At 62.5% G+C, this 21,735-nt stretch carries 17 protein-coding genes; 8 read left to right on the forward strand and 9 right to left on the reverse strand.

All coding sequences use genetic code 11. The features are described from left to right. Positions 1-284 precede the first annotated feature (284 nt). The 9 genes from IC232_RS17985 to IC232_RS18025 form a co-directional block, all read right to left on the reverse strand. Entirely contained in the window at positions 285-1,964 is a 1,680-nt protein-coding gene (locus IC232_RS17985) for a M10 family metallopeptidase (protein WP_190846358.1), read from the reverse strand. A gap of 442 nt (positions 1,965-2,406) precedes the next feature. Then, positions 2,407-2,667 carry a hypothetical protein gene (locus tag IC232_RS17990; protein ID WP_190846359.1) on the reverse strand — a complete coding sequence of 87 codons (261 nt, stop codon included), beginning with the start codon at positions 2,665-2,667 and terminating at the stop codon, positions 2,407-2,409. Positions 2,668-3,164: 497 nt separating this feature from the next. Then, positions 3,165-4,601 carry a porin gene (locus IC232_RS17995; RefSeq protein ID WP_190846360.1) on the reverse strand — a complete coding sequence of 479 codons (1,437 nt, stop codon included), beginning with the start codon at positions 4,599-4,601 and terminating at the stop codon, positions 3,165-3,167. 157 nt (positions 4,602-4,758) lie between these two features. Beyond that, positions 4,759-6,327 carry an aspartate:alanine exchanger family transporter gene (locus IC232_RS18000; protein WP_190846361.1) on the reverse strand — a complete coding sequence of 523 codons (1,569 nt, stop codon included), beginning with the start codon at positions 6,325-6,327 and terminating at the stop codon, positions 4,759-4,761. A gap of 10 nt (positions 6,328-6,337) precedes the next feature. Then, the gene (pflA, locus tag IC232_RS18005; RefSeq protein ID WP_190846362.1) at positions 6,338-7,159 is read right to left on the reverse strand and encodes a pyruvate formate-lyase-activating protein; all 822 of its coding nucleotides are present in this window, start codon (positions 7,157-7,159) and stop codon (positions 6,338-6,340) included. A gap of 4 nt (positions 7,160-7,163) precedes the next feature. Continuing rightward, complete coding sequence (pflB, locus tag IC232_RS18010; RefSeq protein ID WP_210335409.1) at positions 7,164-9,509, reverse strand: formate C-acetyltransferase; 2,346 nt, start codon at positions 9,507-9,509, stop codon at positions 7,164-7,166. A 77-nt stretch (positions 9,510-9,586) separates the two neighbouring features. Further along, a complete protein-coding gene (locus tag IC232_RS18015) occupies positions 9,587-11,233 on the reverse strand; it encodes an L-serine ammonia-lyase (RefSeq protein ID WP_190846363.1) in 1,647 nt (548 codons plus the stop codon). 235 nt (positions 11,234-11,468) lie between these two features. Continuing rightward, a complete protein-coding gene (ppk2, locus tag IC232_RS18020; RefSeq protein ID WP_190846364.1) occupies positions 11,469-12,308 on the reverse strand; it encodes a polyphosphate kinase 2 in 840 nt (279 codons plus the stop codon). Between the two features lie 46 nt (positions 12,309-12,354). Continuing rightward, positions 12,355-13,236, reverse strand: a complete 882-nt coding sequence (locus tag IC232_RS18025) for a bile acid:sodium symporter family protein (protein WP_190846365.1) — start codon at positions 13,234-13,236, stop codon at positions 12,355-12,357. Positions 13,237-13,526: 290 nt separating this feature from the next. Here IC232_RS18025 and IC232_RS18030 point away from each other — a divergent pair, with 290 nt between their 5' ends. From IC232_RS18030 to IC232_RS18065, 8 genes are all read left to right on the forward strand, one after another. Next, positions 13,527-14,627, forward strand: a complete 1,101-nt coding sequence (locus IC232_RS18030; RefSeq protein ID WP_190846366.1) for an AraC family transcriptional regulator — start codon at positions 13,527-13,529, stop codon at positions 14,625-14,627. Positions 14,628-14,835: 208 nt separating this feature from the next. Continuing rightward, on the forward strand, positions 14,836-15,597 hold the full coding sequence (locus IC232_RS18035) for a DUF2092 domain-containing protein (RefSeq protein ID WP_246812272.1): 762 nt from the start codon (positions 14,836-14,838) through the stop codon (positions 15,595-15,597). Next, on the forward strand, positions 15,594-15,896 hold the full coding sequence (locus IC232_RS18040) for a hypothetical protein (RefSeq protein WP_190846368.1): 303 nt from the start codon (positions 15,594-15,596) through the stop codon (positions 15,894-15,896). Before IC232_RS18035 ends, IC232_RS18040 begins: the two co-directional genes overlap by 4 nt. A gap of 21 nt (positions 15,897-15,917) precedes the next feature. Next, positions 15,918-18,101: a mechanosensitive ion channel family protein gene (locus tag IC232_RS18045; RefSeq protein ID WP_312895191.1), complete on the forward strand. Its 2,184-nt coding sequence runs from the start codon at positions 15,918-15,920 to the stop codon at positions 18,099-18,101. Between the two features lie 119 nt (positions 18,102-18,220). After that, complete coding sequence (locus tag IC232_RS18050; RefSeq protein ID WP_246812273.1) at positions 18,221-18,673, forward strand: helix-turn-helix domain-containing protein; 453 nt, start codon at positions 18,221-18,223, stop codon at positions 18,671-18,673. A gap of 307 nt (positions 18,674-18,980) precedes the next feature. Next, positions 18,981-19,961, forward strand: a complete 981-nt coding sequence (locus IC232_RS18055; RefSeq protein WP_190846370.1) for a phosphate acetyltransferase — start codon at positions 18,981-18,983, stop codon at positions 19,959-19,961. Between the two features lie 3 nt (positions 19,962-19,964). Then, on the forward strand, positions 19,965-21,173 hold the full coding sequence (locus IC232_RS18060; protein WP_190846371.1) for an acetate/propionate family kinase: 1,209 nt from the start codon (positions 19,965-19,967) through the stop codon (positions 21,171-21,173). 17 nt (positions 21,174-21,190) lie between these two features. Then, a complete protein-coding gene (locus IC232_RS18065; protein ID WP_190846372.1) occupies positions 21,191-21,703 on the forward strand; it encodes a hypothetical protein in 513 nt (170 codons plus the stop codon). Positions 21,704-21,735: the final 32 nt, after the last annotated feature.

A 21,735-nucleotide genomic window follows, 5' to 3' on the forward strand; every position in this document is an offset into this window, starting at 1 on the left:
CATCACATCTTAGCCGCGGAGGCGACGATCCAAAGGCAGCTGATGCTGAAGGCAAGGCCGATCAGGTTCATCAGATAGGCCAAAGTGTCATTGGCAGGGTGGCGTTTTCCCGGACGATCCATCGTGCTTTCCCAAGGGCGGAAAGATGTTTCAGTCGGGATTATGCCTAAGCTTGAGGCTTGTCCAGATGGTTAACAGAGAGTTTCTGTGCGTTTGGGCTCAGCCAATAGGCTGAGCCCTTGAACAATCTTGCAGACGTCTCGATACTTCGTATCGAAGTCTCGTCAGAGATAGAAGTCGCCTTTGGAGAGTGCCGAAAGTCCGGCGACGTCGATGCCGAAGTCGGCAATTTTGTCTCCATTGGTATCGCCCGCGGCCACACCGTCGGCAAAGCGCAGTTCTCCGGCTTGTCCGTGAAAGGCGTTCTTCCCGATGAAGGTGAACGCCTGGTTGCCTGCGATCTTCGTGTTGGCGTCGATGCCCCGCAGATCGATATGGTCGGAGCCGCGACGGAAGTCCTTGATGGTATCGGCCGAGGACATCCGCGAGTGAGATGACGAGGAGAAGACGAACACATCCGCTCCGCTCCCGCCGATCAGCAGGTCCTTTCCGCTCTCTCCATAAAGCTTGTCGCTGCCTGTGCCGCCATCCAGCATGTTATTGCCGCTTCGTCCGGAGAGCGTGTCGTTCCCCGCGCCGCCCTTGATCTGGTTGGCCGATCCGCTGCCGCGGAGAGTGTCGCTGTTGGAACTGCCCGTAAGCCACTCGATGCCGGAATAAGAGTCGCTGGCCGCATCGCCACGGTTGTTGGCCCGTGTCACGAGATCGGCCACCACGCCGGCTTTCGCCGTGCTGTAGCTGGCAGTATCCGTGCCGGTTCCCCCGCTCAGCACGTCACTCCCGCTGCCGCCGATCAGCACGTCATTGCCGTTCAGGCCATAAAGCTTGTCGTTCCCGCCATTACCGCGCAAGCTGTTGTTGATGACATTGCCCTTGATGCTGTCGTTGGCTGAGCCGCCAAAGGCATTCTCGTTGAGGGCGCGCGTATCGCCCTGATGCAGGAGCGCATTGGCGATGTTGCCGGCAGCGAGCTTGGATCCATCCCAGTGGAGCTTGGCGCGCTGCTCCTGCGAGGTGATGCTCCACGCGCCAGGCTGCAGATCAATTGTCAAAGCCGTCGTGTAGTCGGCGAAGTCGTACGTGTCCGTGCCGCCGCCATCCCAAACGGTGAGAAGGATCTGGTTGCCGCCGGGTGCACCCTGGCCGACGCCGTTGACGAACATCTCGCCCGTGGTCGAACTCCAAGAATACGTCGTGCTGCCGCTGTTCGTCTGATAATTCGCGCCGTAGATATGCTGAAGCGCGGCGATGTCATACATCATCAGCGACTGCGCATAGCCCCAGGTCTCGTTGATGTAGCCGGTGGTGGTCGACGCGCCGGAATACGAGCGGTAGCTCATGACCGTGTATTCCATGCTGTCACGATCAACCGGCATGTTGCCTTCGTGGGAATGCTCAAGCCCGAGAGCGTGGCCGATCTCATGCACGATGGTGAGATAGGCGTAGTTGCCTTTGGCGGGGCTTGCGTAGTTCCGGCTGGAGTTGTTGACCCAGACATCACCGCCGGTTGCATCCGTCGCGGGGAAATATGCCCATGCGGTTCCAGGCACGTCCGATTGGGCAAAGCGCAGATCGGCTGACGATGCGCTCGTTCCTGCCACTTCCTGGAATGTCAGGTTGCTGACGGATGAGAACAGCTTCAAAGCCGACCGCGTGATCGCCTGCTGGGTATCGTTGAAGGAGCCGAAGCCCTTCGCCGTCTCACCGTCTCCATAGATCGCGCCATAGGCACCGGCAGTGGAGGGGAAGCTGTATGTCAGGTCGCTCGGCACCCACTTGCTGTTGCCAAGAAGAGCGTCAATGTAAGAATTTCCATTAGAATTGTAGGTCTCGACAGCAGGCATTTTCAACAGGCTCTAAGAATAGATTGTGAGATGCGATGTCTCGCGCGTGAACTGGCGCAGGATGCAAGCCGAGTTGCTCTGGGAAGAATGATTTAAACTTCTCAGAGAGCGCGCGATTGCTGCGCCACGATGTGTACTACGAAGCGCTACAGTAAATTCACGTATGCCATTGAATTTTACCCCATGACGAGACTGTTATGTTTGTTTGTCTCGCCTAAATTAATAACGTTGGGGAAGTTATTAAAAGATTAGTGGCAGGACTAAAAGCAGATTGGTTGCAATTTTGCCCTTCCAGACAATGTGCAGCACGACTGACCTTTGCAGCCGGACAGGCGCTACAATGAAGGCTACCTAAAAGCAGAGCTTCAAAGGAATGGGGCTTGCTGATGAGGTGGTGCCCTGGATGGCCATCTCTCTTCATCGGCTTGACCCACCAATCCTTTCAGGTCGGGAGGCCCTCGTTGCGCGGCGCGGAAACCGGCGCCTCTGAATTTGTTCTCATGCGAAGCCGAGCTTGGATGATCGCCTTGGCGCGCTCTGCGTCATCTAAGCTGCCTCGTTTCGCAAGCGTCTCCTGAGCGAGCAGGCGAATGTCTTCAAGCCGCCACTCTTCGCTCAGCCAAGACCTGCCGATGACTTTGAGGATTTTCTCGAGAGTCGCATATGGATCGGCGACCTCAGGCGCTATGGCCGAGTCCTTCATGGTCCTCATCCCCCTTGTCCAAGCCGGAGGTTCTCCTCCGGTCATGTTCTTCAGGAGGGCTTCGTCTCAATGGCGAAAGCCTCTCCTAATGTAGGATTATTGCAAGGCTTTAAGGAAAAAGACAACTGCGCCTTTGGTCAGGACCCGCAGGTATACCGTGAACAGGAAGGGCGTTCAGCTGTGAGAAAAGCGAGAAGCCCAAGGTCACAGTTTCGAAATCTTGAGCCATGTGGCGGCGGCTGGTGCTGCCGGAGGGGATCGAACTCGCTGACAGATTACGGACGCTGAAGAAAATCAAGTCTTTCCAGTCACTTAATCTAAGGTTCCGTGCGCCACTCGTCTGGGCCAACTTGTTAACCAGCACGACAGATGGACGACACCAGCAAGCAGCAGGCGAAATCTGCTGCTCGGACGAATTCTTCGGTCTTGCGGCCTAAGTGGGCCATTCCGATGGGATTGCTGTGATCCTCTCAAGTGACTGCAACGAAGCCTTCAAATTAGAAGTCGCGTTGAATGCGCAGTCGGCCTTCCCAGGCATCCTCCGAACCGGTTGATCGGAAGGTGCCGGTCGGCGCGCCGGTCGCATCCGTAACGGGGACGGCAACACGACCGCGTGGATCGACCCTGATGTAGAGCGCTTCGACGCCGATGAGAAAGCCTTCCACCGGTGTCCATATTGCGTTGACGCCGACCCGGTACTCGTTGAAGTCAACGAGCCCTGTCGTCGCTCCCGATATGCCAGCCGCTGTTGTCGCAGCGGTCGTTGGTATCTCATATTGAGCAGTCCCTGGCGCGTCGAAACGCATCCAGGATCCGAAGACGTTGGTCTGGATCGTCGGCGTCCAGTTGTGATTGATGCCGCCAGCTATGCCGTAAGCCTTGTTGTTCTCGAACTCGCCCGTTATGGGATCGACGAAAGCGTCCGCGAAGGGAAGCTGGAGTGGGCCAGCGCCGATGAATGCACTGCCGATTGAGCCGGCCTGACCGGCATTGATGTAACCGACGGCACCATCCGTATAGGTCGCCGAGATCCAGCCCGTATCCCCTGTTCCGAGAAATGGCAGGTTGGCATAAGCATGGGCACCAATCGCGAAGCCATACTCCGTGTCGGCATACGCCGGATACGGCAAGCCGGTAACCGGGTTGATGACAGGAACTGTCACACCGTCGACACTGGTGAGGCCAAAAGCCACGTCACGGATCTGATGCAACGCACCGGAGATCTGTGCACCACCCCAGGTACCAGTGTAGCGGAGATTGGCGACCACATCCGGAATGCGCTCGCCGCCATATGTGAAGGCAATCGGAGCGAGGACTGGCGGCGGAGTGCCCACCCCGAAGAGGGGAAAGTCAAGATCGTTATTAACCCGCTGCCCTTCCTCCAGCGACAGGGTGGCTGAGAAGCCGTTGCCGAAGGAGAAGGTATAAGCCAGCAGGTTCACTTCAGCGTTCGAAGGATCGTCGAAGCGCAGATCGCCGAAGTTCGGAGCCGGCAGGTCCGGATTTGTGAAAAAGGAAACCGCGCGACCGGCCGTCAGTCCCCCGAACTGGATGAAGGCCTGCGCAATGTTAGGGCTGGTAGAGCTGTCGCCATACGCACCGGTGTTGCGGGTCATTTCCATGCGAAGATAGGTGCGCAGGAGGCCATAGGCGGTAGCGGTACGCGTATCGAGGTTCAAACGACCACGGGCGCGGAACCCGATCATATCATCAGCCCGGTCATCAGGCTCGAGGTAGAGGTACTCGGCGCGAACACGCCCACTGACCCGAAGGCAGGTTTCCGTGCCGGGGATGTAGAAAAAGCCTGTTCCGTACGTGGAGCAGATACGGACATACTCCACAGGAGCGGCTGGCTTGGCCGGCAAATCGGCGCCCTGTGCTCCGCTGGCGATGATCGCGACGCTCCCAAGCAACGCAGCACGAACCGGCATCATCGCACCGACTCCGGAAAGCTATTGCTCGTAAGAGCTTGAACTTGAACCAATTGGTGATGAGCCGTCAAGCGCAGGTCGTGAATGTACATCGCAACCCGTACGGAAGACTGCACCATTTTGACAGATCGCATCATAACTTTGACCGCTTCGGCGAACATCAGCTCAAGAGCACCTGGACGGCAATGATCTTGACGATGGTCATGCTGGGAAAACAGATCGCATAGCCAATGTCCGTCCTCTCGGTGGGCGCCAGACGTCCGGCCGTAACGACGATAGCGGGATTGCCGGTCGAGCCCGCGCAGACGCCGAGCAGGTCGTCGAAGGGGATGCGCAACAGATATCCGACCACGAGCACGATCAGGACCAGCGTGAGCAGCACGGCGGCACCGCCGAGGAGGATCTGGATGCCGTTCGTGGCGACGGTCTGCACGAAGGGGCTGCCCGCGCCGATGGCGACCGAGCCGATGAACACCGACAGGCCGAGATTGCGCAGGACCAGGTTGGCGACCACGGGGATCTTCCAGCCCAGCGATCCTGTGCGGCCGAGCCAGCCCAGGATGAGCGCCATGACAAGCGGCCCGCCAGCCACGCCAAGACTGAAGGTGCCGCCGCCCGGCAGGGGAACCGGGACCATGCCGAGCAGGAGGCCCAGCGCAATCCCGACGCCGATCGAGACGAACGACAGTTCGGCATTGCCCTTGATGCTGTCGCCGAAGTGACGCTGGGCGTCGGCCTTCCGGTCGCTGGGAACGGCCGCCACGATCAGATCGCCGAACTCGAGCGTCAGGTCGGATGACGCCACGATGTCGCTGTCGCCCCGGCGGATGTGCGAGATCACGACAGGAAAATCGGGGAGCGGGATCTCGCGCACATTCTTGCCGATGAAGGCTGTCTTCGAAACGTAGGCGCGCACGACATCATAATTGGCACGGTCACGGCTGATGCGCCCGGGATCCTCGTGCCCCATGGCTGCCTTCGCCCGCTCGATGCTCACTGGACTGCCGACCAGAAGCAATCCATCGCCCTCATGCAGGACGGTTCCGGGACTGGGCGGCGCGTTCACATGCTGCTGGCGCAGCGCGACGATCCTGACGTCAGATGGGAGGACGGAGGATATTTCCTCAACCGTGTGGTCCTCGCCAGACGCCTCAAGGGTGAGCTCGGCGATCCGGACGTTCTGCGTCGGAGCCTTGAATGTGGGTTTGAGCCAGGCTGCCATGATCGTCATCAGGACGATCGGTCCGATGACGCCGAAGGGATAGGAAACCGAGTAGCCGATCGCCGGATCCTGGTTGCCCGCCGCAGCCAGCGCCGCCTGAAGGGTCGGCGTGCTCGTGCCGGATCCGGCAAACAAGCCGGCCGCCGTCGCCATCGAGATGTTGAGGGGGCCTGCAAGGGCCATCGCCACGAGGAGCGAGGCGATCACGCCAAGCGCGGAGAGGGCAATGTACTTGAGACCGGGGCCCTTAAGGCTCGCGAAGAATTGCGGCCCGTATTGGATGCCGACACCGTACACGAACATGACAAGGCCGAGCGTGCCCACCGGCCCGGGGGGCGCTGCCTTCGGTGCGATAGCGCCAATGATCAACCCGGTGAAGAGAACGGCGCCCGCACCGAACGAGACTCCGGCAATCGAGATCTGCCCTATCGCATAGCCGGTGGCGATGGCGAGAAATAGCGCCAGCAGGGGAGAGGCTTCAAGCAGCGTACGAATGATATCGAGCATCGGTCCCCTCTCATCTTGTGCGGCAGCCGGCCTCACGGAACTGTCCGATCACCCGCGCCACCAGATCAGGTGAGGGGGACAGGGTGTCGGACAGTTCGTAATTCAGGCCCATGGCCTTCCACTTGAAGGCGCCCATCTGATGGAACGGGAGGACCTCGACCCACTCCACGTTCTTCATCGGCGCGACGAACCGGGCGATGCCCTCCACATTAGCAGGATCGTCGGTCAGGCCTGGAACCAGCACGAACCGCACCCAGACCGGCTTGCCGAGAGCCTCCAGTCGCTCGGCGAACTGAATGGTCGGACGGATGTCCTGCCCCACCGCCCGGCGGTAAGTCTCCGGATCCCAGGACTTGATGTCGAGCAGCACGAGATCAACCTGACGCATGTACTCGTCGTCGGCGCGCGCGCCGAGGAATCCCGAAGTGTCCAAAGCCGTGTGGAGGCCCATTCCCTTGGCGGCGGTGAAGAGACGTTTGGTGAAGTGCATCTGGACGAGCGGTTCGCCGCCCGAGATCGTCAGCCCTCCGTCCATGGCCCGCAGCGGCGCCGCATAGGCCTCCAGCGCGGTTCTGGCGCGTTCGAACGGGATCCGGGTACCGTCCTTGAGATGCCACGTGTCCGGGTTGTGGCAGTACAGGCATCGCAGCAGGCATCCGCTCATGAACACCACGACCCGGATTCCGGGGCCGTCGAGAGTGGATCCGGTCTCGTACGAGTGGATCCACCCGAATTCACCCCGGGGATCATTGAACGTGGCCGTCTCCGGAGCGTCCGGAGAGCGCGCTTGCTGCAGGTCGTACCTGCTGTGGGCCCAGGGCTCGTCGGCCATGATCTCACCCGTCTCCATGGAATGTGCGGCTAATCACGTCCATCTGCTGCTCCCGCGTGAGCCGGACGAAATTGACTGCGTAACCCGAGACCCGGATGGTCAGTTGCGGGTACTTGTCCGGATGCTCCATCGCGTCGAGCAGGGTGTCGCGGTTGAAGACGTTGAGGTTCATGTGGAACCCGCCCTGGCCGCAATAGGTATCGAGCACCTTCACCGCCTGCTTGATCTTCTCGCCCTGATCGAGACGATTGAGGCTCGGTGAGACCGACACGGTGTAGCTGATGCCGTCCTGTGCATCGGCATAGGGCAGCTTGGCGACCGATAGGCACGAAGCGAGCCATCCATGGCTGTCGCGGCCGTGCATCGGGTTGGCGCCGGGAGCGAACGGCTCGCCTGCCTTGCGGCCGTCCGGCGTATTGCCTGTATGCTTGCCGTAGACGACATTGCTCGTGATGGTCAGCACCGACTGCGTGTGAACGGCATTACGGTAGGTCTGATGCTTCCTGATCTTCTTCATGAACGAGGAGACGAGATCGGCCGCAATCGTATCGACACGATCATCGTTGTTGCCGTATTGCGGGTAGCCACCCTCGATTTCGTAGTCAACGATCAACCCGTCATCGCGGCGGATCGGCTTGACCTTCGTGTGCTTGATCGCTGACAGGCTGTCGGCGACCACCGACAGGCCGGCAATGCCGAAGGCCATCGTGCGCAGGATCTGTTGGTCGTGCAGCGCCATCTCCAGACGCTCGTAGTAATACTTATCGTGCATGTAGTGGATGCAGTTCATGGCGTGGACGTAAGTTCGCGCCAGCCACTCCATCATGGTGTCGAACTTCGCCATGACGTCATCGTAGTCGAGGACATCGCCGGATACGGGAGAGACCGCCGGGCCGATCTGCTCGCCGCTGACCTCGTCTCGCCCGCCGTTGATTGCGTACAGGAGACACTTGGCGAGGTTCACCCGCGCCCCGAAGAACTGCATCTGGTTGCCGATCCGCATGGCCGAGACGCAGCAGGCGATGCCGTAATCGTCGCCCCAATAGGGGCGCATCAGATCGTCGTTCTCATACTGGATGGACGAGGTCTCGGCCGAGACCTTGATGCAGTAGCGCTTGAAGCCATCAGGCAATTGCCTCGACCAGAGCACCGTTATGTTGGGCTCTGGCGCCGGACCCAGGTTCGTGAGCGTGTGCAGCGTCCTGAAGCTCGTCCGCGTGACCAGGGAACGGCCGTTCAGATCCATGCCGCCGACGCACTCGGTGGCCCAGTAGGGATCGCCCGAGAACAAGGCATCGTAGTCGGGCGTGCGCAGGAAGCGAACGATGCGCAGCTTCTGGACGAGCTGGTCGATGAGTTCCTGGGCGCCCGCTTCATCCAGAGCGCCGCTCCTCAGGTCCCGTTCGATGTAGATGTCGAGGAAGGACGAGATGCGGCCGATGGACATGGCCGCCCCATTGGCCTCCTTGATGGCTCCGAGATAGCCGAAATAGGTCCACTGCACGGCTTCGCGGGCGTCAGCCGCCGGCCGCGTGATGTCGGATCCATAGTTCTTGGCCATCTCCGCGAGGTCGGCCAGTGCCCGCATCTGCTCGGCCAGTTCCTCCCGCTCACGGATGACATCGTCCGTCGGCCACTTGGCATCGAGCAGTGCCCGCTCGGCGCGTTTGGCCGCCAGCAACTTGTCCGTGCCGTACAAGGCCACCCGGCGATAGTCGCCGATGATCCGGCCGCGGCCATAGGAGTCGGGCAGGCCGGTGACGATATGGCTCCGCCGGCACGCCATGATCTCCGGCGTATAGGCGTCGAATACGCCGTCGTTGTGGGTCTTGCGGTACTTGGTGAAGGCCTCGTGCACGATGGGATCAGGCTCGAAGCCTGCCGCCTTCAGTCCGGCTTCGACCATGCGCAGCCCGCCATACGGCATGATGGCGCGGCGGAACGGCGCATCGGTCTGCAACCCGACGATCACCTCGTTGTCCCGGTCGATGTAGCCGGGCTTGTGGGCTGTCATCGAGGAAGGCGTTTTGGCATCGACGTCCAGGACGCCCTTGCGGATTTCCTCCTTGAAGTAGGGTTGTAGCTTCGCCCAGACTGCCTGCGTACGCTCACTCGGTTCAACCAGGAAGGCTTCGTCCCCGTCGTAGGGTGCGACGTTGCGCTGGATGAAGTCACGGACGTCGACGGAGCTCTGCCAGCGCCCCGGTGCGAAGCCTGCCCATTCGTTCACCGAAGCCGTGGCTTCAGGTGTGGGGGCTGCTTCAGCCCAGTGATCTTTTGTCGCCAGCTTTCCAGGCTGTTGACTGGGCTTGTCCGCAGACCTCTGAGCAGCAATGGCTTCATCTGGCATGACAACCTCCTCCCACGATGCTCATGGGATCTTCGTTCGATGTATCCCCGGCCGCTCACGCGCGGCCACAGAGGAGCTCAGCAGAGGGTCAGGTTCTGGGCGAGGCCCGCCTCGCTCGTCTCCTTGTACTTCGGGTTCATGTCCCGCGCGGTGTCGGCAAGCGTCTTGATCGTGGTGTCGAGGTCCACCCGGTGCCGGCTCGCAATCTCGTTGGTGGCGATCATGGCGGCCGCCCAGGCCTTCACTGCCCCGAAGGCGCAGCGCTCGATGCACGGAACCTGCACATAGCCTGCGACAGGGTCGCAGGTCATGCCGAGGTGATGCTCAAGAGCCGACTCGGCCGCGTTCTCGATCACGCGCGGCGGTTGGTTCAGCACCTGAGTGATCAGGGCTGCCGCCATTGCGGCGGCGACACCGATCTCGGCTTGGCATCCGCCTTCCGCAGCGGCCAGAGTGGCGTTGTGCTTGCACAGGTAGCCGACTGCCAGGCCGGCCAGCAAGCCTTCCCGAATCTTGTCCATCGGCACCGCGCGGCCGCTTTGGGTCAGGGCGTAGACGACGGCCGGCATCACCCCCGCCGAGCCGCCGGTCGGTGCGGTGATCACCAGGTGGCCGCGGGCATTCTCCTCGGAGGCGGCCAGGGCAAAGGCGGACACAAGTCCGATTGCGCGGTCGCTCATGTAGGTGTCATCCATCGCCCGCTCAAAGACCGTCGCTGCCTTGGAGTGGAGCTTGATCGGCCCAGGCAAGACGTCGTCCTTGTAGGACAGCCCGGTCTTCACCGTGGCGATCATCGCGTTCGCGATCTTGTCCAGGAAGGCGTTGATCTGCTCCTCGTTCTTGCCGGACACCGACAACTCGTTCGCCATGACCACATCGGCGACCGAGAGATTGTTGGACTCCGCGTGCTGACGCAGTTCCTTCATCGTCGCGTAGGGATATTTCGGTGCTCCCTTCTTGGGCGGCTCGTAGCCCTTCCACTCGATAAATCCGCCGCCGACAGAGTAATATTCCTGCTCATAAAGAACCTTGTCGCCGGCCATGAGGCGCGCCGTCATGGTGTTCGGATGCGGGAAATCGCCCTTCGGCGCGTCGTACACGATGTCGGCCAGGGACAGATTGAACGACTTGCTTCCCAGCCTCACCGGATAGGTTTGATCAGGCTTGGCGATCATTTCGTCGAGGAACCGCGGATCTACGGTCGCTGGTTCCTTGCCGACCAAGCCGGCGAGAGCGGCGCGTTCTGTGCCATGGCCCTTGCCGGTCGCGCTCAAGCTGCCGAACAGATGCACCTTGAGGCCGGTGGCCTGCGCCAGTTGATCGGCCGGCAGCTTCTCACAGCGCTGGTAGAAGTCGTACGTGATGCGCATGGGCCCGATGGTGTGCGAGCTTGAGGGGCCTGGACCGACCTTGTAGAACTCGTCCGCAACCGTCATGACCGGGCCCTTCGAGGTCTTGACGACGTCGAGGTCGGGGGAAAGGGCCGAACTCATCTTGAGGCCGGCATCGCCGCCCGCGGCTTCCCTCTTGGCCTGCTGCGCGGCAGCCTCCGTTGCGGCCTGCTGCGCCCGGGTTTCCGGAGCCCATGTCGTCCCGGTCATCACGGCCGCCGCGCCGATGGCGGCGTTGCGCATGAGGAACGCCCGGCGATTCACCCCCGGGGGAGGGCCCATTGGTTCGGACAATGCGGGAAACAGCTCGTCGTCCTTGGTGGAGCGAGTCATGAGCGCGTTCTCCTGCTCAAGTAACGGAGGCGCGTAAACCTGAGGCACCTCCGCCCCAGCGTGATGTGAGGCAGAATGAATCTTACATCTGGCATCATCCTAGGTGTGTTCGGGAAACGTGCTTGACTGAAGAGGACAAGCCTTTGACCGTTTAGGACAGTGCGTTTTTACACAGGGAGAATTCCTTCCATGAACAAGTCTGCTGCCGGCTCAAGCTCATCTCCGAGAAAACGGATCAGTACCTTGCCGGCACGATGTTCCTCGAAGGCAGCCCAGTCTCGGCGCCCTTCGGTCGCGGCTCCGCTTTCGGCACATTCGGCAGTTCGACTTTCACCTTCTTGTACGGAACTTGGCTGAGCATATGCGCGATCAGGTTGAGGCGCGCCCGGCGCTTGTCATCGGACGGAACGATGAACCACGGGCTGGTTGAGGTGTCGGTGACGCGCAGCATGTCCTGGTAAGCTCGCGTATAATCCCACCATCGCCGCACCGACTCGGTGTCCATCGGGCTGAGCTTCCAATGCTTGATGGGATCGTCGATCCGATCGGCGAAGCGATGGCGCTGCTCGTCTTGGCTGACATCGATGAAGTACTTGAGCAGGATGATGCCGTTGTCGACGATCTCCTGCTCGAGTGACGGCACCAGGCGCATGAACCGTTCGTACTCGTCACCCGTGCAGAAGCCCATCACCCTCTCGACGCCGGCCCGGTTGTACCAGGAGCGGTCGAACAGCACGATCTCCCCGGCAGCCGGAAAGTGGGCGATGTAGCGCTGGATGTACAACTGGCTCTTCTCGCGCTCGGTGGGTGCCGGCAGCGCGACGTGCCGGAACACCCGCGGGCTCACCCGTTGCGTGATCCGGCTGATCACGCCGCCCTTGCCGGCGGTATCACGCCCCTCGAAGATCACGATGATCCTGGCGCCTGTCGCCTTGGCCCAGGTTTGCAGGCGCACGAGCTCGACCTGGAGCTTTCTCAGCTCACTCTCGAACTCCTTCCGCTTCATAGGTGAAACAGCGGCATCCGAATGATCGTCTGCTGCCTTGCTTGTCTTCATGACATCTTGCCGGCTCATGGTCGTGCTCCTCTCCGATTGGCATCTATGACTGTGTGGAGGCCCATCATCGCGCCCTCTCCTGATGGTCCGACTGCACCTCGGCCGCTTGGTGCCGCCACCACAAGGCGAGCAGGAACGCTGCGAGCAGCTGCAGGAGGCCATAGACTACGACCGTTGTGACCGCCGGCGTTCCGGCGAAGGTGCTGGACGCGATGACCAGGCCAAGGCCGACGTTGCGGATCGAAGTCGTGAGCGCCATCGCTTTACGGTTCCCGCTCAACCGGCCCCCGACGCTCCAACCGGCCGCGAGACTGAAGCTCAGAAGCCCCAGCATGCCCACGATTTCACCGGGTCGAACATCCAGCAGCTTCGGGAATTGGGATGTGAGGATGAGAGCCAGGGTTACCGCGTTGAGGATCTTGCCGGCTGCGGTTGCAGGACCGAGCCACCTCCTGGCCAGATCCGGCCGTCGGTGGCTGATGGCGAGCCCGCAACACAGCGGGAGAAGTTGCGTCACCACGATGGCTTTGAACATCCCAAAAGCGTGGACCTGCGGGCCTGCCGATCCCGTCGTGAGCAGCAGAAGAAAGGACAGAAGCAGCGGCGCCATGACCACTGACGAGCCTGCAAGGATCACCATCAGCCCAACCGCGGTTGCGGTGGTGCCGCCAGCGAAGGAGGTGAGGGGAGGGCCATAGGGGGGCCCTGGGCATACGGCGAGGAGGAGAATTCCGATGGCGGATGGCGGGTCGGCACCCACGAGAAGGATCATGGCAACGGCAGCTGCCGGGACAGCCACGTAATTGGTCAGGCCAGCAGCGAGGAGTTGAGGCCTGTTTCTGGCAACACGGGTGACGTCCGCAAGCCGGACGCCGAGACCGGTGGCGATCATCATCTCGATCAGGGTGACGGCGACGAGAACACTGATCAGCCAATCCAGGCCCATCCACTCCCTCCGTAGCCCGCCGCTTCGGTGCCCGCGGCACTCACCATCATTGCGCGGAGTGCCCCGGCGGGCTTGACGGTTTGAGACAGACCCTTGACCAGATAGGACATTGGGGAGGCAAGCTCCGTGAATTAGCCGTAATCTGTGGTTAAGCTGCACAGCGCCCGATGAAGTCTTGATTCACGGCGATGCGTTCGATTGCTGCGGCCGTGCGATTTCGCACCGTGCAGTCGTGCGATAGCCTTTAGCTTTCGAATGCCTCTTTAAAGTTTGGCGAGGGGGCCGTGACGATGGTCAAAAGCATTGTGCCTCCGTCCACGAGTATCGGTCGAGAGATCTCCGTAATAAGCCCGCCAACCGTCCTGGCGGGCTCCGGGCGGACGCTGCCGCCCGGCTACATTCACCTGGGGGTTGCCAAGGAGATCGCCCCGACCCTGCGCGCGTTCGGCCTTGATCCCGATCCAATCATCCGTATGGCCGGACTCGACCCGCGCTTGCTCGACGACGGCGCGAACGTCATTCCGCACGCGGCCCTGGGCCGGCTTCTCACCCTGAGCGTGGCCCACACCCGCTGCCCGCATTTCGGGCTGCTGGTCGGCCAGCGAGGCACAATCCTGTCGCTGGGCTTGGTCGGTCGCCTGATGCAGCACTCGGAGACCGTGGGCGATGCCATGCGGGCGCTTGTCTGCAACCTGAGCATCCAGAACCGGGGGTCGGTGCCGTCGCTGACGATCATCGGCGACACGGCCCTGTTCACCTTCTCAATCTATCAGCCGAAGGCCGAGAGCGCGGATCAGATCTCGGACGGATCCCTCGCCGTGGCGGTCAACGCCTTGCGCGCCCTGTGTGGTCCCGATTGGGCCCCGACCGAGGTGCTCCTGCCCCGGATCGCACCGGCCGATCATGATCCCTACCGGCGCCACTTTCGGGCTCCCGTTCGATTCAATCAGGAGACGGCCGTCATCGTCTTTCCGAGCAATGATCTGAACTGCCGGATCGTCGGCGCCGATCCCGTTGTGCGGGCCCTGCTGGAGGAACGGATCAAGCAGATGAAGGGCGCTCAGAGTTCCGTCCTTTCAGACGACATCCGGCGGCTGCTGCGCACGCGGCTGACGAGCAAGCATTGCTCAGCGGACGACATTGCCGACGTGCTGGCGATGCACCGGCGTACCCTGAGCCGCCGCCTCAAAGGCAGCGGGATGGGCTACAGGGCGATCACGAACGAAATCCGCTTCGAGATCGCTCGCCAACTGCTGCAGGATACCGAGGTGCCTCTGGGGCAGATCGCGGCGGCGCTTGGCTATTCCGAGGCGAGCGCCTTCACCCGCGCCTTCCGACGCTGGTCGGGCCGGACTCCCACCGCCTGGCGCGGAGAAGGTCATCCGGGCTGACGCGCCAACGGCCAAAACTGTCAAGAGATTGTCCCCGCCGGTCAAGCATTGAGATACGGCGGACCTAGAGTGATCCTACCGGCTGCTGCTCTCTCAAACCGCAGCGCGGATGTTCCCGCGGTTGTGCCCCCGTGGGTTTGTCAGGGAGGATCGCACAATGAACCAAAGGATCTGTTTGCGCCCTGGTTGGGCACTCACGAAATCCGCCTTGGGTCTTCTCGCAGGTGTTGCGATCACGGTCGCACCTGCGCCTGCCGCATTGGCGGAGGACGGTGCTGCTCAGAGCATTCTGAAAGCTATGTCCGACTACGTCGGCCGCCAGGAGAACCTGTCCCTGAAGTATGATGCCGATGTCGAGGTGGTGACCCCGGCTGTCGAGAAGATCCAGTTCAGCGCTTCGGGCGAGGTCACCATGGGCCGCCCGAACAAGTTCCGTGTCAGCCGGACGGGCGGCTACGCCGAGGTCGAACTGGTCTCGGACGGTTCCACCGTGACGATCCATGATCGGGGCGGCAACCGGTTCGCCCAGGTGCCCGCTGCCGGCACTTTCGACGAGGTCGTCGACCGCCTCCGGACCGAGGCGCCGCTCGAAATCCCAGGCGCCGATCTCCTGCTGTCGAAGCCCTACGAGGAACTGATGGCCGGGGTGCTGGAGGCGAAGCACATTGGCCGCGGCGTCGTGGAGGGCGTCGAATGCGAGCACCTCGCCTTCCGCAACCTCGACACCGACTGGCAGATCTGGGTCGAGGTCGGCGAGCGACCGGTGCCGCGCAAATACGTCATCACCAGCAAGGCAGTGGGCGCCGCACCCCAGTACACGCTGCGGCTCAGGGAGTGGAAGACCGGCGTAAGCCCGACGGCGGATGCCTTCGCGTTCAAGCCGCCGGAAGGTTCCAGCGGTGTTGCGATCACCATGCTCAACGACATCGATGACATTCCGGCCGGTGTCGTTCCTGGAGGTGCCAAATGAACACTCTCACATACAAGCGTCGCGCTGCGCTCGCGCTTGTGGCCGGCGGTGCGGCCATGCTCTGGAGCGGTGACGGGCCCCTTCCGTCCGGCTCGTTCGTCAGCCAAGCGGAGGCGAGGGTGGGCCGCCCCGCTACGCCCATGAGCTATGCCGGCGTGGCGCGGCGGACCACCCGCCGGGCCGTGGCGTATGGAACGGCGGCAGGAGCCGCCGCAGCAGCCGGGACATACTACTACGCCAATCCGGGATGCCAGCAGGTCGTGAACTCCTACGGCCAGATCGTCTACCGCTGTCCGTAGGCAGATTGACTGGAGCGGTGCGTGGGAAGATCTGACGGCAAGGCGATTCCTGGTCTCGCCAGCACCCTATTCGGGCTGCTGTGCCTGGCCCTTGTCGGCATCGGTCCTGCCTGCGCCCAGACCGCCTCGCCTCCGGCCGCTCCTCCACCCCAGGTCCAGGAGCTTTTGCGGCTCCTGGATGACCCTGCCACGCGGACATGGATCGACCAGCAGAAACCGCCAGCGGCGTCCCCGGGCGACGACACGCCACAACAGCCACCGGCCATGAATTCCGAGATGCTCGCCGTGCGCGTCGAGGCGTTGCGGGCGCATCTTGGCTCGCTGGCGGCGGCGCTGCCCCGTCTGCCGCAGGAGTTTCGGCGGGCTTCTGGCCTGTTGTCGCAGGAGCTTCAGAGCCGATCCCTCCTCGATGTCATTGCCCTCGTGCTTGGCTTTCTCGGCCTCGGCGCCGGAGCCGAGTGGATCTTCCGCAGGACCACGGCATCCACACGCGGCCGGATCATCTCCCGACCGGTGGTGGCAGCGCATGAGCGTGTCCGGATGATCGGCATGCGTCTGGCGTTCGGCTTGGCGCATGTGGCGATCTTCGCCTTGGGCAGCATTGGCGCGTTCCTCGTCTTCGATTGGCCGCCCCGGCTCAGGCAAATCGTGCTCGCCTACCTGTTCGCGGCGCTCCTGCTGCGCCTTGCTGTTCTGGGTGAGCGGATCCTGCTCTCTCCCCGGCCAGTGGAAGGCCTTGATCCTGAAGCCATTCGTGTCATCCCCATGAGCAATGAGGCGGCGCGGTTCTGGTACCGCCGCATGGTGCTTTTCATCGGCTGGTTTGTGTTTGGCTGGGCGACCGTCGAACTCGTGCGCATCCTCGGGTTCTCGGCGGAGGGACGCAGGCTGGTCGCCTACGTCCTGGGGATCGGCCTGTTGGCCATTGCGGTCGAGGCCGTCTGGAGATGGCCGGCCCATCCCGCGGTTGTGTCGGTGGCGCCGGAACGGCGGCATCGGCACTATGCCCTAGGGCCGTGGCCGCTTTCGCTTTACCTCGTCCTGCTCTGGAGCTTGTGGATTGCGGGCCTGATGGGCCTGTTCTGGCTGCTGGTCGTGGCGGTCGTGCTGCCCCAGGCCGTGAAGCTCACCAAAGAGTCCGCCCGTCACCTGCTGCGGCCTCCCGAGGGCGCAGAGGCCACGCAGGGGCATGAACTCTGGGCTGTTTTCGTAGACCGGGGTGTGCGGGTTCTTCTGATGGTCGCCGCCGCCGCGTTTCTCGCCTGGGTGTGGGGGATCGATCCGGGCGCGATGACGAGCCGCGACACGGTCGTGACTCGGCTGGTGAGGGGCGCGCTCAGCAGCATCGTCATCCTGCTGGTGGCCGATCTCCTCTGGCAGGTGGTGAAGACGCAGATCGACCGGCGTCTCACCAACCTCCAGGCCGCTGCCCCTCCCGGCAGCGAGGAGGCCCTGCGTCATGCGCGGATCCGAACCCTCCTGCCGATGCTGCGGATGGCGGTGTTCATTGTGCTGGCCACGGTTGCCGTGCTGATGGCGCTCTCGTCGTTGGGGGTTGAGATCGGCCCTCTGATCGCTGGTGCCGGCATTTTCGGCGTCGCCATCGGCTTCGGGTCGCAGACGCTGGTCAAGGATATCATCAGCGGCATCTTCTACCTGCTCGACGACGCCTTCCGCGTTGGCGAGTACATTCAGAGCGGCAGCTACAAGGGCTCGGTGGAGTCGCTCGGCTTCCGCTCCGTGAAGCTGCGGCATCATCGCGGCCCGGTCTTCACCGTGCCATATGGGCAGCTCGGGGCGGTAGAGAACATGAGCCGCGACTGGGTGATCGACAAGCTGACCGTCGGCGTGTCCTACGACTCCGACTTCGACAAGGCGAAGAAGCTGATCAAGCAGATCGGCAAGGATCTGGCAGAGGATCCCGATTTCGCGCCCCACATCATCGAGCCGCTCAAGATGCAGGGCGTCGAGCAGTTCGGCGATTACGGTATCCAGATCCGCCTCAAGATGATGACCAAGCCAGGCGAGCAGTTCGTCATTCGCCGCCGGGCCCTGGCACTGATCAAGAAGGCCTTCGACGAGAACGGCATCCGGTTTGCCATCCCGACCGTCCAGGTGGCAGGCAGCGACGAGGCCGAACCGGCGGCGGCTGCCCGGCAGGCTCTCAAGCTCGTCAAGGGAGCCCCGCCCGAGGAAGGCGCATAGTCGGGCATGCCGAACTGTCAAGAGAAAGTCCAAAGTGGTCAAGCAGGCGGATCAGGAGCGGATAAGATTGGGTCGGTTCGGCGGCAGGCTTATCAGTAAGGGGGGAAGGAGCGATGGAGATGCCATCCACCCGCAGGGCAGACGAGCTGGCATCAGGTGGATGCGGCTCGCTCACGGAGGATCTGAGCCGTCTGCTTCGAATTGAACTGCTCAGGGACACCTGTTCCGCCGCCACGGTCGCTGGTCTCTTTTCCATGCACCGCCGCACGCTGACCCGGCACCTGCGCACCGAGGGGCTCGCGTTCCGGCAGGTGGCGAACGAGGTCCGCTTCGAGATCGCATGCCAGTTGCTGCAGAACACCGACATGGCGCTCAGTCAGGTTGCAGCGGCCCTCAAGTACTCCGAGCCGAGCGCCTTCACGCGGGCCTTCCGACGCTGGTCAGGTCAAACCCCGTCGGCGTGGCGTGCCGGCCATCCCCATGCCCGGAAAGTGCGGCTGCGAAAGTCGCTTGGTCCCCGCGCGGACCGGGAATCCGGCAGCCCGCCCAGACGGCCGGACAAACGCTTCTGATCCGGCCATCCTGTGGCTGACGGCGACCCATGGGTCGCCCTCATGACGAGGTTGATCGCTCCACTGCTCCGATCCCAGAGTAGGCAATCCAGAGGCCTCGCTCGTTTCCCGTATTGCAGTCCTAAACTGTCAAAGCGTTGGCTCAACGGGTCAAGCAGCGGATGCCGGGCGGTTCATACTCAAATCTGCAAACAAGCCGGACAGCCGCGACACTGGGCATGGGAGACGATCCCTCAGTTCCTTCGCTGATCCGGCGTCCTGGCGGTCCATTGCGGCCGCCCGTTGGGAGCACAGCGCGGAGACGATCATGACGGTTGCGATTCCAGCCCCCAGTGCGTCTCAGCAGGGTCAGCGGCGGCACGACAAGTACGACCGGCTCATCGCGACGGCCCAGGCGCTTCCCAAGTTGAAGGTAGCTGTGGCTCACCCTTGCGACGCAGCGTCCATGGGTGCGGTGTTCGAGGCGGTCGGGCTCGGCCTGATCGAACCGATCCTGGTGGGGCCGCCGGATAAGATCCGAGCCGCTGCCGCCGCCCTCAACAGGGACCTGTCGACGGCCCGGCTCGTCGAAGCCGCGCACAGCCATGCGGCGGCCGACAAGGCGGTTGAACTCGTCAAGGCCGGGGAAGCCGAGGCGCTGATGAAGGGCAGCCTGCATACGGATGAGCTCATGGGCGCTGTGGTTCGCCGCGAGGGCGGCCTCCGGACCGCCCGCCGGGTCAGCCATTGCTTTGTCATGGACGTTCCCGGCCATGAGACCGCGCTCATCATCACCGATGCAGCGGTGAACATCGCGCCGACCTTGGAGGACAAGGTCCACATCGTCCAGAACGCCATCGACCTTGCCCGCGCACTGCGGGTTGATCCGGTGCGTGTCGCGATCCTGTCGGCGATGGAAACAGTCAACCCGAGGGTGCCTTCGACCATTGACGCGGCGGCCTTGTGCAAGATGGCCGACCGCGGGCAGATCACCGGCGGCATCCTCGATGGCCCGCTGGCCCTCGACAACGCCATCGATCTCGGCGCCGCGACGATCAAGAAGATCCAGTCGCCGGTCGCCGGGCAAGCCAATGTGCTCGTCGTTCCGGATCTCGAAGCCGGCAACATGCTCGCCAAGAGCCTGACCTTCCTGGCCGACGCGGATGCCGCCGGCATCGTGCTCGGCGCCCGGGTGCCAATCATCCTCACCAGCCGGGCCGACTCGACGATCACGCGGCTTGCCTCCTGCGCCGTAGCCTCGCTCGTAGCCGACGCGCAGCGCACCCGTTTCGCCATCGCGGAGGTCTGAGTCATGATCCCCGTCCTCATCGTTCTCAACGCAGGATCGTCGAGCCTCAAGTTCCAGGTCTTCGACATGCTGGACAATGCCGAGCCGCGGCTGGTCTGGAAGGGGCTCTACGAAGGTTTGGGGGGCGCCGCTCATTTCGTCATCAGGCACGCCCGAGGCGCGGACCTCGACGAGATGTCGTGGAATTCCGGTGAGGAGTTCGGACATGAGGAGGCGCTTGCACACCTGATCTCCTGGTTGCGGGAGCATCAGGAGGGACGCAAGCTTGCGGCTATCGGACACAGAGTGGTTCATGGCGGCCAGTCCTTCTCCCGTCCGGTCCTCGTCGATGACTCCATCGTCCAAGCGCTTGAGGCGCTGGTACCGCTCGCGCCGCTTCATCAGCCCCACAATCTTGAACCGATCCGGATTATGCGCCGGCGCCTGCCGGGGATGCCACAAGTCGCATGCTTCGACACGGCTTTCCACCAGACGCAGTCTGACATCGCGAGCCTGTTTGCCTTGCCGCGAGAGATGAGGGAGGGCGGCGTGCGGCGCTATGGCTTCCACGGGCTGTCCTACGACTACATCGCATCTGTGCTCGCAGACTACGATCCACGTCTGGCTGAGGGCAGGGTGATCGTGGCCCATCTTGGGAACGGCGCAAGCCTGTGCGCCCTCAAGGACGGTGTCAGCGTCGCGACAACCATGGGCTTCTCAGCCCTCGATGGCCTGCCAATGGGCACCCGCTGCGGTGCCATTGATGCTGGTGTCGTCTTTTACATGCTACGCGAGATGAAGCTTACCCCGGAGGAAGCCGAGAGCGTGCTTTACAAGAAGTCAGGCTTGCTTGGGGTATCCGGTATTTCGAACGACATGCGGATGCTGCGGTCGAAAGCGACGACGAACGCCGATGCCAAACGCGCCATCGACCTGTTCGCCTATCGTATCACGCGTGAAATCGGATCCCTTGTTGCGGCACTCGGCGGGATCGATGGGCTCGTCTTCACGGCCGGCATCGGCGAGAACGACGTGGCGACCCGCGCCGAGGTGATGGCCGGCCTAACATGGGCCGGGCTCACCATGGATGAAAGCGCCAATCGCATCGGCGGGCCGCGGATCTCTACCGGATCCGGACCCTCGGCGTGGGTCATTCCAACCGACGAGGAACTGGTGATCGCCCGGCAGACGCGCAGCGTCCTTGAGTCCACGCAAGCCAAACTCGCATCCTGAACAAGGAGATTGATGCCATGGAAACGCTGAAGACGAAACCGGAAGAGTCAAAGGCCCAGCAGGAACTCGGGGACGAGACGTTCATGTCGGCGTCCGACTTGCGCACCTACATGACGGAAATGCAGTCGGCGAAAGCCATGAAGTCGGTCGACGGCATGGATAAAGCCGGCCAGGCGCGCGAAGCACTGATCAAGCGGATGGCTGAACCCATCGACCTGACGCCTGAGCGCCTGAAGGAAATCGTGCAGCCGCTGAAGACGAAGCTGCGGGCGGCGGCTGAACGCGGTCAAACCGAGCTGATGGTGATGCGCTTCCCCAATGCGTTGTGCACAGACCAAGGCCGCGCGATCAACAACTCGGATCCGAGCTGGCCGGAAACCCTCACCGGACGCCCGCGCCAAGCCTATGAACTCTGGCAGAACCAGCTTAGGCCGGCAGGGTTCAGGCTGAGCGCAATGATCATCGAATGGCCAAGCGGAATGCCGGGTGACGTCGGCTTCTTCCTCAAATGGGGTGAGGCCAAAAAATAACTCCTTCCGGAGCTCTCCCATGTGAGGACGAG

The sequence above is a fragment of the Microvirga sp. genome, assembly GCF_014699075.1.
Taxonomy (GTDB): domain Bacteria; phylum Pseudomonadota; class Alphaproteobacteria; order Rhizobiales; family Beijerinckiaceae; genus Microvirga.